Annotated in this window: 13 protein-coding genes; 8 read left to right on the forward strand and 5 right to left on the reverse strand. The window is 59.4% G+C overall.

Going from position 1 to position 12,512, the window contains the following annotated elements; genetic code table 11:
* The first annotated feature begins 47 nt into the window (after window positions 1-47).
* The gene (locus FD715_RS15715; RefSeq protein ID WP_147111799.1) at window positions 48-404 is read left to right on the forward strand and encodes a VOC family protein; all 357 of its coding nucleotides are present in this window, start codon (window positions 48-50) and stop codon (window positions 402-404) included.
* A gap of 20 nt (window positions 405-424) precedes the next feature.
* Entirely contained in the window at window positions 425-844 is a 420-nt protein-coding gene (arfB, locus tag FD715_RS15720) for an alternative ribosome rescue aminoacyl-tRNA hydrolase ArfB (RefSeq protein ID WP_147111802.1), read from the forward strand.
* Window positions 845-846: 2 nt separating this feature from the next.
* On the opposite strand, the gene FD715_RS15725 is transcribed toward arfB, so the two are convergent.
* The 3 genes from FD715_RS15725 to pncA form a co-directional block, all read right to left on the reverse strand.
* Complete coding sequence (locus FD715_RS15725) at window positions 847-1,026, reverse strand: hypothetical protein (protein ID WP_147111804.1); 180 nt, start codon at window positions 1,024-1,026, stop codon at window positions 847-849.
* A gap of 196 nt (window positions 1,027-1,222) precedes the next feature.
* Window positions 1,223-2,515: a nicotinate phosphoribosyltransferase gene (gene pncB / locus FD715_RS15730; protein WP_147111807.1), complete on the reverse strand. Its 1,293-nt coding sequence runs from the start codon at window positions 2,513-2,515 to the stop codon at window positions 1,223-1,225.
* A gap of 59 nt (window positions 2,516-2,574) precedes the next feature.
* The gene (gene pncA / locus FD715_RS15735) at window positions 2,575-3,171 is read right to left on the reverse strand and encodes a bifunctional nicotinamidase/pyrazinamidase (RefSeq protein WP_147111809.1); all 597 of its coding nucleotides are present in this window, start codon (window positions 3,169-3,171) and stop codon (window positions 2,575-2,577) included.
* Window positions 3,172-3,255: 84 nt separating this feature from the next.
* On the opposite strand from pncA, the gene FD715_RS15740 reads away from it, so the two are divergent.
* Window positions 3,256-4,179, forward strand: a complete 924-nt coding sequence (locus FD715_RS15740) for a rhodanese-related sulfurtransferase (RefSeq protein WP_147112247.1) — start codon at window positions 3,256-3,258, stop codon at window positions 4,177-4,179.
* Window positions 4,180-4,426: 247 nt separating this feature from the next.
* Here the strand turns inward: FD715_RS15740 and FD715_RS15745 are convergent, their stop codons facing one another.
* Window positions 4,427-5,641: an MFS transporter gene (locus FD715_RS15745; protein ID WP_147111812.1), complete on the reverse strand. Its 1,215-nt coding sequence runs from the start codon at window positions 5,639-5,641 to the stop codon at window positions 4,427-4,429.
* Between the two features lie 131 nt (window positions 5,642-5,772).
* Here FD715_RS15745 and FD715_RS15750 point away from each other — a divergent pair, with 131 nt between their 5' ends.
* The 5 genes from FD715_RS15750 to FD715_RS15770 all read left to right on the forward strand — a co-directional run bounded on the left by FD715_RS15750 (window position 5,773) and on the right by FD715_RS15770 (window position 11,610).
* Complete coding sequence (locus tag FD715_RS15750) at window positions 5,773-6,612, forward strand: flagellar motor protein MotB (RefSeq protein WP_147111815.1); 840 nt, start codon at window positions 5,773-5,775, stop codon at window positions 6,610-6,612.
* Between the two features lie 95 nt (window positions 6,613-6,707).
* Window positions 6,708-8,009, forward strand: coding sequence for a flagellar hook protein FlgE (locus tag FD715_RS15755; RefSeq protein ID WP_147111818.1), 1,302 nt, complete (start codon window positions 6,708-6,710; stop codon window positions 8,007-8,009).
* 39 nt (window positions 8,010-8,048) lie between these two features.
* Complete coding sequence (flgK, locus tag FD715_RS15760; protein ID WP_147111821.1) at window positions 8,049-9,503, forward strand: flagellar hook-associated protein FlgK; 1,455 nt, start codon at window positions 8,049-8,051, stop codon at window positions 9,501-9,503.
* Between the two features lie 2 nt (window positions 9,504-9,505).
* On the forward strand, window positions 9,506-10,513 hold the full coding sequence (locus FD715_RS15765) for a flagellin (RefSeq protein WP_147111824.1): 1,008 nt from the start codon (window positions 9,506-9,508) through the stop codon (window positions 10,511-10,513).
* Entirely contained in the window at window positions 10,510-11,610 is a 1,101-nt protein-coding gene (locus tag FD715_RS15770; protein WP_147111827.1) for a flagellar basal body P-ring protein FlgI, read from the forward strand. The genes FD715_RS15765 and FD715_RS15770 overlap by 4 nt, the downstream gene beginning before the upstream one ends.
* Before the next feature lie 173 nt (window positions 11,611-11,783).
* On the opposite strand, the gene fliP is transcribed toward FD715_RS15770, so the two are convergent.
* On the reverse strand, window positions 11,784-12,506 hold the full coding sequence (fliP, locus tag FD715_RS15775) for a flagellar type III secretion system pore protein FliP (RefSeq protein WP_147111830.1): 723 nt from the start codon (window positions 12,504-12,506) through the stop codon (window positions 11,784-11,786).
* Window positions 12,507-12,512: the final 6 nt, after the last annotated feature.

Below are 12,512 nucleotides of genomic sequence, written 5' to 3' on the forward strand. Positions count from 1 at the left end.
AAGGGCCGCCCACCGGGTGGCCCTTTTTCGCTCCAAGGGAAGATGTCATGGCACCACCGCTCAGCAGCCTCGTGCTCTACACCTCGAAGATCGATGAGATGGTCCAATTCTACACAGACCATTTTGGCTACTCCGCGCATATCAAAGAAGGCGACCGCATCGTCGAGTTGCGCCCGCCCGGCGATGGCATCACCCTGCTGTTGCACCCGATGGGCAAGGGTCGCAAGCAGGGGCAAGTGCTGGTCAAGCTGGTGTTCGCCATCAACGACGTCGCGGGGTTTTGCGACACCGCACGCGCCAAGGGGCTTGAGTTCGGCGCGCTGCACAAGGCCGACGGCTATGTTTTCGCCAACGCCAAAGATCCGGCAGGCAATTCAGTCAGCGTGTCCGGCAGGCTCGCCTAAAAGGCCCTACATACAAGACCATGCGCATCAACGACGACATAACGATCCAGGATTGGGAACTGAGCGAGCAATTCGTGCGCGCCTCCGGTCCCGGCGGGCAGAACGTGAACAAGGTGGCCACAGCCGTCGAGCTACGCTTCGAGGCGGAGCGATCCCCGTCCCTGCCTGGTCCCGTCAAAACCCGGCTCAAACGGCTCGCCGGTCGGCGCTGGACCACCGAAGGTGCCCTGATCATTCAATGCGATGAAACCCGAAGCCAGGCCCGCAACCGCGACATTGCGCGTCAACGCCTGACCGACCTGATCCGCAAGGCGCTGGTCAAGCCCAAGCGCCGCATCGCGACAAAGCCCACGCTGGGATCGAAAAAACGCAGGCTGAAAGCCAAAAAAGAGCGCGGCGCGGTCAAAGCCCTGCGCGGTCGTGTCGAAACTGACGACTAGGTTTAGTTGAACGACAGCAAATCGACAGCCGCGCGCTGCGATGTCGCGCCGTCGTAGTCGGCCGTCATCGGCATAAATCCAAACGGCACGCTGTGCCCGCGCGTCACATCCTGAGGTGCGCTGCCGCAAGCGGCAAGAAAAGCCGTGCCAGCCAAAGTCATTACAAAAACAAGTCGTGTCATGCGTCTGCCCGTTCCACTCGAAAGCTGATGATTGTTGACCGTATGGCGGGCAATCAAGGCAGATTTAGGGCCGTTGTTCGCCCAAATGATACAATCTGAGGCCCGCATCATGGACAGCCCAGCACGATAGGGCAGATCACCAGAACATGGTCGTCGCGCTGTATTTTGTCAGCACGCGCCAAGCTGCGTGGCGCTGTCAGACGACAACCTCCAAAGTCTCCTGCTCGCCCACACCAAACACCCGCTTGTAGCGTTCAATTTCCGCCACAGGTCCCATCGCCTTGTTCGGATTGTCCGACAATTTGACAGTTGGCCGCCCATTGGCCGACACCGCCTTGCACACCAGCGAAAACGGCGCCAACCGGTCATCGCGGGTCAAACCCTTGAAGTCGTTGGTCAGCATCGTGCCCCACCCGAACGACACCTTGACCCGGCCCGCAAACTGCTGGTGCAGCTCGACAATCTTGTCCGCGTCCAACCCGTCGGAGAAGATGACCAGCTTGTCGCGCGGGTCCTCGCCCCGGTCCTGCCACCACCTGATCGCCACCTCGGCGCCCGAGGCCGGATCACCGCTGTCGATGCGGATGCCGGTCCAACCTGCCAGCCAATCCGGCGCGCGCTCCAGAAACCCTTCGGTACCGTATGTGTCAGGCAGGATGATGCGCAGATTCCCGTCATGCTCATCATGCCAATCGCTCAGCACGTCATAGGGGGCCTGCGCCAGCGCCTCGTCCGTCTGCGCCAGCGCCGAATACACCATCGGTAATTCATGGGCATTCGTCCCGATGGCTTCCAGGTCGCGGTTCTTGGCGATCAGGCAGTTCGACGTCCCGGCAAATTGCTCACCCAAGCCCTCCCCCATGGCCTGCACACACCAGTCCTGCCACAAAAACGAATGCCGCCGCCGCGTCCCAAAATCGGCAACGCGCAACCCATCATGACCTTTCAGCCGCTCGATCTTTTCCCACAGTTTGGTCATCGCACGGGCGTAGAGCACCTGCAGCTCGAACCGCCCCATCTCGTTCAAAACGGCGCGCCCACGCAATTCCATCAGCACGGCGAGGGCCGGGATCTCCCACAACATCACTTCGGGCCAAGACCCTTCAAAGGTCAGCTCATACTGATCCTCCCGCCGCTCCAGATGATACGCAGGCAGGCGCAGCGCCTCGAACCAATCCATGAATTCCGGCGTGAACATCTGCCGCTTGCCATAGAACGTGTTGCCGCGCATCCACGTGCTTTCACCTCGGCGTAACGACAGCGACCGGATGTGATCCAGCTGCTCGCGCAGCTCGCCCTCATCAATCAGTTTTGCCAGCGGCACATGCTTGGACCGATTGATCAGCGAAAACGTCACCTGCGTGTCCGGCTTGTTCCGAAACACCGACTGGCACATGAGCAGCTTGTAGAAATCCGTGTCGATGAGCGACCGCACGATCGGGTCGATCTTCCATTTGTGGTTCCAGACACGGGTTGCGATGTCGACCATATGCGGGCTTCCTTGAACGGCTGGGCCCGTTGTGCCCTACCTTTGCGGGTGGGGGCAAGTCAGGCCAGTTTGACGCCCGCCCCGCTCATCCCCTCGGTCGCAGCAGCCAGCGACCCATCCAGATCAATCGCGCGACACAAATCCATCCGCACATCGACCTTGAACCCCAGCTTCGCCGCATCCACGGCAGAGAAGTTCACGCAGAAATCCGTGGCGAGGCCCACCATCGTCAGGTCTGTGATCCCGCGCGTCCGCAAATACCCCTCCAGCCCCGTGGGCGTCTGCTGATCATTCTCAAAGAACGCCGAATAGCTGTCGATAGCGGGCCGATAGCCCTTGCGCACAATCATATCGGCCCGGTCCGCATTCAGGTCCGCGTGGAAGTTAGCACCATCTGTTCCCTGCACACAGTGATCCGGCCACAGCACCTGCGGCCCATAGGGCATCTCGACCATGTCATACGGGCCCTTGCCCTCATGCGACGACGCGAATGACGAATGCCCCGCCGGGTGCCAGTCCTGCGTCAGAACCACTGCCTCGAAATCCGCCATCAGCGCATTGATGCCAGCGACGATCTGATCCCCCTCCGGCACAGCCAGCGCGCCGCCGGGGCAAAAGTCGTTCTGGACGTCGATCACGATCAGGGCGCGGGTCATGTAGGCCTCCTGCTTTGCATAGCTGCCTTGTGACACCCGCCCGCCCCCTTGCGCAAGGGCACGGCCTTCGCCTATCTCGCGCCCATGTACACCATCGCCGCCCTTTACCACTTCACACGCTTCGACGATCCCGCCGCGATCAAGGGACCGCTGGCCAAGCTGTGCTGCAATGCAGGCGTAAAAGGCACGCTGTTGCTGGCCCCCGAGGGGATCAACGGCACCATCGCAGGCCCGCGTGCAGGCATCGACGCGGCCCTCGCCCATATCCGCGCCCTGCCCGGCTGCGCCGATCTAGAATGGAAGGAAAGCACCAGCGACACGCCCCCCTTCGGCAAGATGAAGGTGCGGCTGAAGCGCGAGATCGTGACCATGGGCCAGCCCGATGTCGATCCGGCGGCGCGCGTCGGTCACTATGTGGATCCGGCCGACTGGAACGACCTGATCGGGCGCGAGGATGTCGCCGTGATCGACACCCGCAACGACTACGAGGTGGCCATCGGCACCTTCGACGGTGCCATTGATCCGGCCACCCGCAGCTTTGGCGAATTCCCCGCATGGTGGGAAGAGAACAAGCACCGTTTTCACAATAAAAAGGTCGCCATGTTCTGCACGGGCGGCATCCGCTGCGAGAAGTCCACGAACTACCTGCTCGGTCAGGGGGTCGAGGATGTGTTCCACCTCAAGGGCGGCATCCTCAAATATCTCGAAGAGGTGCCAGCCGATCAGAGCACGTGGCAAGGCGAATGCTTTGTCTTTGACGGACGGGTCAGCGTAGGTCACGGCCTGCAAGTCGGCCCGCATCTGCTCTGCCACGCCTGCCGCCGCCCGATCCTGCCCGCGGATCAGCACCGACCGGAATACGAGGCGGGCGTCAGTTGTCACCATTGCGTTCATGAAACCAACGCAGAGGACAAAGCCCGCTTTCGCGAGCGCCAGAAGCAGATCGAACTGGCCCGCGCACGGGGTGAGGATCACCTGGGCGGTCCCATGATCCCCGACAAGGCCTGACACGGGCGGACGACACGTCCGCCTTACGATTGGCGCCGTTCAGCCGAGCTAACCTTTATCAATCTTTGGCACCGCACGCAGCACTGACAATGGGTATCTGGGTCGTTTGGTGCATCATCGATGTGTAGGTTGTGCACGCGATGTGTACGCCTTGCGCATCGCCCATTTTCCTTGCTCGTAAGGCGTTAACGCAGCGCGGAGAGACTACCCGGTATCCTCACCCGCAGCCGTTGCGCGTACGGTGCCCTCAGGCCGGTTGCAGGACCCGCCTTGGACGCGCCCGCATCAACAGCCAGACCATGATCGCAATGTTCAGACCGTTCCACGCAATCCCGTTCCAGAACGCCATCTGGTAGCTGCCTGTCACGTCGTAAATCCACCCCGACATCCACCCGCCCAGCGCCATGCCCATGATCGTGGCCATCATGACGAAACCCACCCGCGCCCCCGCCTCCCGCGCGGGCATGTATTCCCGCACAATGATGGCGTAGCTCGGCACGATACCGCCCTGGCTCAGCCCAAAGATCAGGCTGACCACATAAAGCGAAATCAGCGCTTCGGACGGCAGATACAAAACCAACGCAATGCACTGCAGCACCGATCCCAACAGCAGCGTTCGCACGCCCCCCAACCGATCCGCAAGCACTCCCGACACAAGCCGCGAGCCCACGCCGCCCAAGAGCATCAGCGCCAGCATCTCCGCCCCCACGGCAGGGCCATACCCTAGATCCACGCAGTAGCTGACGATGTGAACCTGCGGCATAGACATCGCCACGCAGCAACCCACCCCGGCCAGGCCCAGAAGCCATGCAAGGGTACGAGGCGATAGCCCGACCGAAGCGGCGTTCGCACTCGATGATGCTTCGGCCAGTTCATGTGCTGTATCGGGCACTTGGCGGCGCAGCATCAGAGCCAGAGGCACCACCACAACCAGCGTGGCAATGGCCAAAACGGCGTAGGCCGCGCGCCAGCCCTGATCTTCGAGGATGCCCGCCAGGAGGATCGGCCAAATCGCACCAGAGAGGTAGTTGCCGCTTGCCGCAATGGCGACTGCAATCCCACGCCGCTTCAGAAACCAGTGCGAGATGTCTGCAATCAGCGGCCCGAAGCCCACGGACGTGCCAAGCCCTATCAACAGCTGAGCCAACGACAGCGCGAGGATCGACCCGCTCAGCATCGCAAGGCCGTAGCCGGCGGCAATCGCCACCGCGCAGACGATCAAAACCCGCGTGACGCCCCAGATATCCACGGCCCGCCCCACGACAAAGTTGCCCACGGCAAACCCGATCATGGTCAGCGTATAGGGCATGCTGGCCGCGGCGCGGCTGACTCCGAATTCGGCCTCGACCGCAGGCATGATCACAATGATCGCCCACATGCCCACATTGGCCACCATCGCGATCAAAAGGGTCACGCCCAGGCGCACCCAGGAATATCCGCTGTCATGGGGTGAAACGCTCATGCCCCATCTGCGCACCGCCTCGGCAAAGGCGCAAGGCATCGGCGCGAAATACCAACAATTCGAACCGTTAAGCGGGCCGTAACGGGCGCGGTGCTATTCCGTTCGCCGGGTGATAAATTGAGGTATGGGATATGAACGTGCAAGCCAATGCGCGGCCAATCATCATCAAGAAGAAAAAGGTGTCGGGCGGCGATGGCCACCATGGCGGTGCCTGGAAAGTGGCCTATGCGGACTTCGTGACCGCGATGATGGCCTTCTTCATGCTGATGTGGCTTTTGAATGCAACGACCGAGAAGCAGCGCAAGGGAATCGCCGACTACTTCTCGCCTACGATCCCGGTCAATCGTATCTCCGGAGGTGGCGACGGTGCCTTTGGCGGCGACAGCGTGTTTTCCGAAGTGACGTTGCCGCAAAATGGCACAGGGGCATCCTCGCAACGCCCGACGGAGTCCAAACAGGCCCGCGGTGAAACAGGCTCTCAGGACAACGGCGATCTAACTGCAGAGCAGGAGGAAGTGTTTGAATCGCTAGAAGCACGCCTTCTGGGCAAAGGTGGCGAAAGCAAGGTCATGGACAATGACCTCAAACACATCGTCACCCGGCTCACAGATGAAGGGCTGGTTATTGAAATCTTCGCTCTTGAGGACACGCCGCTGTTCGAAGAAGGCACTGATATTCCAACACAATTATTGCGCGACTTGTCACGGCTGATCACCGAAGCCGCGCGCACTGTAGAAAATGACATCGGCGTCGAAGGACATGTGCAGGCGCAACCCATTGTGGTCGCCGACCGCTCGACCTGGCGCATGTCGGTCGCGCGTGCGGATGCTGTGCGCAAGCTGCTCAAGCAGACCGGTGTCGCGACAGAGCGCGTGACACGCGTAACCGGACATGCCGACCGCGAACCGGCGGTCAGAAACCCGATGGCGGTGCGCAACAATCGGATCGAAGTGATTTTCCTGCGGGACTGAGGCAGAATAGCTTGGATTTTATCTGTTAGCCGCACGTTAAGGCGGCGCGCCTATCTGTTGCCTGAATTTAGTCGGTACAGCAGAAAGGCGTGTCCATGACGATTTCTTCCTCGCTCAATGCAGGTGTTGCAGGGCTGCAGGCAAACGCAACGCGACTTGCGTCCATCTCGGACAACATCGCGAACTCCTCAACCTTTGGCTACAAGCGGGTGCAAACCGACTTTCAGTCGATGGTCATTTCATCGAACGGTGGAACCTATTCCGCAGGCGGCGTGCGTGCATCGACCGAACGCTTGATTGACCAACGCGGGTCGCTTGTATCCACGGCCAACGCAACAGACCTTGCCGTGCGGGGCCGGGGCATGTTGCCCGTGGCTCAATTGACGGACGTCAATCTGGCAAATGGCAGTAACCAGATGTTTCTGACGACAACGGGATCGTTCCGTACAGATGCGAACGGATACCTGCGGTCCGACTCGGGGCTCGTACTGATGGGATGGCCGGCACAACCGGACGGGTCGGTTCCGACCTTCCCACGCGACACATCCGATGGTCTGGAACCGGTGCAGATCAACGTGAACCAGTTCTCGGGCGAGCCGACAACGCAATTGTCTCTTGGCGTCAACCTGCCCGCAACCGATACCGACGCAGGCTCCGCCGGAGATGTGCAATATCTGTCAGTCGAGTATTTCGACAACCTGGGCACATCTGAAAACATTAATATCAGCTTCACACCGACCGTTCCCGCCACCGGCACATCGAATGAATGGACAATGCAACTGACTGATTCCGCGCTTGGTGGCGCGGTTGTGGGTGAATATGTCCTGACCTTCGATGACAGCAGGTCCGCCGGTGGCACACTCGCCTCAGTCACAACGACGACTGGTGGCGCCTATGATGCTGCCACTGGGAACATCGTTATCAACGCTGAAGGCGGGCCGCTGGAAATCAACATCGGCCAACTTGGCGCAAGCGACGGGCTGACTCAATTATCAGACAGCTTTGCCCCGGTGTCCATTTCCAAAGACGGCTCGCCCGTTGGCAACATGACCAATGTCGAAGTTGACCCCAACGGCTTTGTGACCGCCTTTTTTGACACCGGGATCAACCGAACAATCTACCAGATTCCCCTGGTGGATTTGCCAAATCCCAACGGAATGGTTGCTCTGGACCAGCAGACATATCTGCCATCGCCAGAAAGCGGCAGCTTCTTTCTGTGGGATGCCGGTGATGGGCCAACGGGTGATATCGTTTCCTACGCCCGAGAGGAATCTGCCGTGGATGTGGCCGGCGAATTGACGGCCATGATCCAAACCCAGCGCGCCTATTCGTCCAACGCCAAGGTGATCCAGACCGTGGACGAAATGCTGCAGGAAACGACCAATATCAAACGTTGATAAGGGCGTTCGGCGCCACTGAATGCGGGAGTTCGCACCATGTCACTGTCCAGCGCACTATACTCGGCCATGTCCGGAATCCGAGCCGCAAGTCGCGGATCGGAGATTGTGTCCAGCAACATCGCGAACGCCAACACGCCTGGCTATGCACGTCGCACGCTATCAATCTCGTCGGACAGCGGCGGTGCGGCCGTTGGCGTCCGGATCAACGGCGTCGTACGACATGTTGACCAACAGGTCATCAACGATCGTCGCCTGGCTGATGCAGAGGTCGGGTACCGGACGGAAACGACGTCTGCACTGACCAAGATCGAGGACCTAGTCGGCACCCCGGACCAAGGGGGATCGCTTGCTGCGCGCGTCGCAGATTTCGAAAAAAGCCTGATCACTGCAACAAGCAGACCGGATGCCACGGAACGCCTGACATCCGTCGCTTTCGCCGCCAAGGATCTGGCAAAGTCCATCAACGCAGCTGCACAGGGCATTCAGGACACACGAACGCAAGCGGATCGCAGCATTGATGCGCAAGTCACCCGACTGAACGACGCGCTTAAAGGTGTCGAAACGCTGAATGCGCGTATCGTCGCCAGCGACAAGGTCGGAACCGAACTTTCGGCGCTGGAAGATCAACGCCAACAACTGATAGATGAGATCAGCGAAATGGTACCTGTACGCGCCGTGCCGCGGGACCACGGAGCTGTCGCACTTTACTCAACAGGTGGGGCGATCCTCCTGGAAGGGCGCGCCGTTGTAGTTGGGTTTGAGCCTGCAAATGTCGTCACACCTTATGCGTCGTTGCATGACGGCACGTTGTCGGGCTTGACGCTCAATGGCGTTACGGTGAACACCAGCTCCGCAAGTGGCCGCCTGCACGGTGGCACGCTCGGCGCACAGTTCGAGATCCGGGACGAAATTGCCCCCGATGCGCAGCAGCAGATTGATGCGCTTGCACGCGATCTGATCGCACGCTTTGAAGACAGCAGCGTTGATCCGACCATAGCCGCGGGAGACGCGGGGTTGTTTACAGATGCTGGCATCGCCCTGGATCCGGCAGACGAAGTTGGGCTGGCCAATCGCATCTCGCTAAATGTGCTGGTCGATCCGGACAATGGCGGCGAAACCTGGCGGATCCGGGACGGGCTGGGGGCGACGGCGCCAGGCGATCCTGGAAATGGCGCATTGCTTATCGCGTTAACCGATACGTTGGTTGCGCAGAGACCCCAAGCATCTGGCGACTTTGGTGCCGTTGACCTTGGTATTGACGGGATCGTGGCCAGCATCTCTTCCCAACTGGGATCGGACCGGTTGCGCGCCGATCAGCAAATGTCGTTCGCATCCGCACAGGCCGTCGAATTGGCGCAAATCGAGCGAGCAAACGGTGTCGATACTGACGCGGAGCTACAAACACTCATGATCCTTGAACAGGCTTACGCAGCAAATGCGCGCGTCATTTCGACCGTTGATGAAATGTTCGACACTCTGATGAGGATCTGAAGATGAACACCTATGGTTTTGGCGATCTCGCCCAGACATTTCTGCTCCAGCGCCGCGGCGCGGCGCTCAAGACCGAGATGGCGCGCCTGAACGAAGAACTGGCAAGCGGCCAGGTCAGCGATGTCAAATCCGTGCTCGCAGGCAATGTCAGCTACCTGTCAGATATCGAAGGTGATCTCCGCACACTGTCGGCCTACAAAGTCGCAACATCGGAAGCCGCGCAATTTGCTGATAGCGCGCAAAGCGCGCTGGACCGTATGGACGCCAGCGCGGGCACACTCAGTAGTACGCTCCTCACCGTCTCGTCTAACGCCGTCGGCCCGGTTCTGGATCAGCTTTCGGTCGATGCGGCAAATGAATTTCGGGCACTCGTTTCGACCTTGAACACATCGAGCGCGGGCCGTTCGATTTTTGCTGGCGCCGCGACAAATACGCCAGCGTTGGCCGAAGCAGACACAATACTCTCGGACCTGCGCGCGGCAATCGCCGGAACCACAGGCGTCACAAACATCGCTGACGCGGTCACGCAGTGGTTCGACGACCCCACCGGCTTTCGTTCGTCGGCATACATCGGATCAGACAATTCGATCGCAGCTTTTCAGGTGGGCGAAGAGCAAAACGTGACGGTCGATCTGAAAGCAGATCAGGCGGTCTTTCGGGATCTTTTGAAAGGAACGGCGCTGGCCGCAATTGCTGCAGACAACACGCTGGGTCTGTCTAGCAACGGTCAACAAGAGCTTTTGCAGCTGGCAGGAAACGAATTGATCCTGGCCAAGGACCAACTCACTGCAACACAAAGCAATTTAGGCTCTGCACAGTCGCGCATTGATACGATTGCGACGCAAAACGCAGCGCGTGAAACGACACTTCAGTTCGCCAAGGGCGCGCTTCTTCAAGCCGATCCGTACGACACCGCAACTCAATTGGAGGCAGTCCAATTCCAGCTTCAATCCCTTTACACCGTGACCGCGCGTATGTCGGACCTTTCATTGGTGAATTTCGTCAGATGATCCGCACTCTGATTTGCATGGTCGCCATCACATTCGGATCACTTGCAGAGGCCAATCCGGTCCGCATCAAGGATCTCGTGGACTTTGACGGCGTGCGGGGCAACGACCTGGTTGGGTATGGATTGGTTGTCGGGCTTGACGGCACGGGCGACGGGTTGCGGAACGCGCCGTTTACCGAAGACATTATGACCAACATTCTGGAACGGCTCGGCGTCAACGTCACCGGTGAACAGTTTCGCCCCAAAAACGTGGCTGCCGTGATCGTTACTGCAACGCTTCCCCCTTTCGCGCGCAGCGGCAGTCAGATCGACATAACCGTGTCCGCAATCGGGGATGCCAAAAGTCTCTTGGGCGGTACGCTTGTTATGACGCCCATGAACGCTGCAGATGGCGAGATCTATGCGGTTGCGCAGGGGACGATCATTGCAGGTGGTGCCGTTGCTGAAGGTGATGGTGCACGCGTGACCCAAGGCGTCCCTACATCCGGCGTGATCCCGTCCGGTGCTCGGATCGAACGGGAGATTGACTTCGAGCTCAGCAGCCTCACCAACATGCGCCTCGCCTTGCGCGATCCAGACTTCACTACGGCAGCTCGGATCGAAGAAGCAATCAACGGCGTATTTGGGAGATCCGTTGCGACGATGCTCGATTCTGGAACAGTTTCGCTCAACATCTCGCAAACCCGGGCGCGTTCGGCGGCGCACGCTCTAGGTCGCATCGAAAACATAGCCGTCGAGCCCGAGCGCAAAGCGCGAGTTGTGGTAGATCAGCGGTCCGGGACCATCGTGATGGGTGACGACGTGCGCATCTCTCGTGTTGCAGTGTCACAGGGCAACCTGACGCTCCGCATTCAGGAACAACCCTTGGCTGTTCAACCGAACCCCTTTGCCGACGGTCAGACGGTGATCGTGCCGCGTACGACGGTGGATTTGCAAGAGGACGACGGCCCAGGACTGGCAGAGGTGCCGGACGGCGCATCGTTGTCTGAAGTCATTGCTGGCCTGAATGCACTCGGCGTCGCGCCCAGGGATATGATCGACATCCTCAAAAGCATAAAGGCGGCGGGCGCATTGCATGCAGAATTTGTTGTCCGGTAAAGCGGTAGCTGGTCAGGTAAACTGACGAGCCGTTGCGCTTACATTAGCTCTCACCGAGTCTGGCGTAACACGGACATTGGGTTAAGCGGAAATGGGCGCTGTTCCGTGGGTTCAGAGCGACTGTGGTGTCAAGTCTTGGTGCCTGGCGCTGCATGAGGCAATTATGGGCAATATCAAAAGTAGCTGCGCACCAAGCTGCCCGCAATGAGGCTCCAGCCGTCAGCGATAACGAAAAATGCCAGCTTGAAGGGCAGCGACACAATAGCCGGCGGGACCATCATCATACCCATGCTCATCAGAATGGCTGCAACAACCAAATCAATGATGAGAAACGGAAGGAAAATGAGAAAACCGACTTGGAATGCGCGCGAGATTTCAGACAACAAAAAGCTGGGCACCAAAACCGAAAGGGGTGCGTCCGGTTCAAGCGTTGCGCCCCGCGTGTCCGGTCGAAGATCCGCCATTGCAGCAAATGTATCCGCGTCCAAACGACCCGCCATAAACACCCGGAATGGCTCCAAGGTGCTAGAAAAGGCGGCATCCGGCTCTATCTGCTCGTTGATTAAGGGGCGCAAACCATTTTCCCAGGCGTCGACAAAGACCGGCTCCATGATGAAGTACGTCAAGAAGAGCGCGAGGCTGACGATCAGCATGTTGGGGGGCGATTGCTGCAAGCCGATCGCTTGACGCAAAATCGACAGCACCGTCACCAGAAATGGAAAGCATGTCACCATGATCGCCAGCCCAGGTGCGAGGCTTAGGACTGTAATCAAGGCGATAAGCTGCAGTGTTCGCGCGCTTAGCGAACCATCGTCTCCGAGCGAGATGGCCACATCCTGAGCGCCAGCCATTGCAGGCCAAAACAACAGGATGCACAGTACAACTGCATATCTCATGGCAAG

The organism is Tateyamaria sp. syn59 (assembly GCF_007995245.1).
Lineage (GTDB): Bacteria > Pseudomonadota > Alphaproteobacteria > Rhodobacterales > Rhodobacteraceae > Tateyamaria.

Excerpts from the sequence above, each read along its gene's own strand:
- FD715_RS15715 (WP_147111799.1), top strand. The coding sequence starts at position 48 with ATGGCACCACCGCTCAGCAGCCTCGTGCTCTACACCTCGAAGATCGAT.
- arfB (WP_147111802.1), top strand. The coding sequence starts at position 425 with ATGCGCATCAACGACGACATAACGATCCAGGATTGGGAACTGAGCGAG.
- FD715_RS15725 (WP_147111804.1), bottom strand. The coding sequence starts at position 1,026 with ATGACACGACTTGTTTTTGTAATGACTTTGGCTGGCACGGCTTTTCTT.
- pncB (WP_147111807.1), bottom strand. The coding sequence starts at position 2,515 with ATGGTCGACATCGCAACCCGTGTCTGGAACCACAAATGGAAGATCGAC.
- pncA (WP_147111809.1), bottom strand. The coding sequence starts at position 3,171 with ATGACCCGCGCCCTGATCGTGATCGACGTCCAGAACGACTTTTGCCCC.
- FD715_RS15740 (WP_147112247.1), top strand. The coding sequence starts at position 3,256 with ATGTACACCATCGCCGCCCTTTACCACTTCACACGCTTCGACGATCCC.
- FD715_RS15745 (WP_147111812.1), bottom strand. The coding sequence starts at position 5,641 with ATGAGCGTTTCACCCCATGACAGCGGATATTCCTGGGTGCGCCTGGGC.
- FD715_RS15750 (WP_147111815.1), top strand. The coding sequence starts at position 5,773 with ATGAACGTGCAAGCCAATGCGCGGCCAATCATCATCAAGAAGAAAAAG.
- FD715_RS15755 (WP_147111818.1), top strand. The coding sequence starts at position 6,708 with ATGACGATTTCTTCCTCGCTCAATGCAGGTGTTGCAGGGCTGCAGGCA.
- flgK (WP_147111821.1), top strand. The coding sequence starts at position 8,049 with ATGTCACTGTCCAGCGCACTATACTCGGCCATGTCCGGAATCCGAGCC.
- FD715_RS15765 (WP_147111824.1), top strand. The coding sequence starts at position 9,506 with ATGAACACCTATGGTTTTGGCGATCTCGCCCAGACATTTCTGCTCCAG.
- FD715_RS15770 (WP_147111827.1), top strand. The coding sequence starts at position 10,510 with ATGATCCGCACTCTGATTTGCATGGTCGCCATCACATTCGGATCACTT.
- fliP (WP_147111830.1), bottom strand. The coding sequence starts at position 12,506 with ATGAGATATGCAGTTGTACTGTGCATCCTGTTGTTTTGGCCTGCAATG.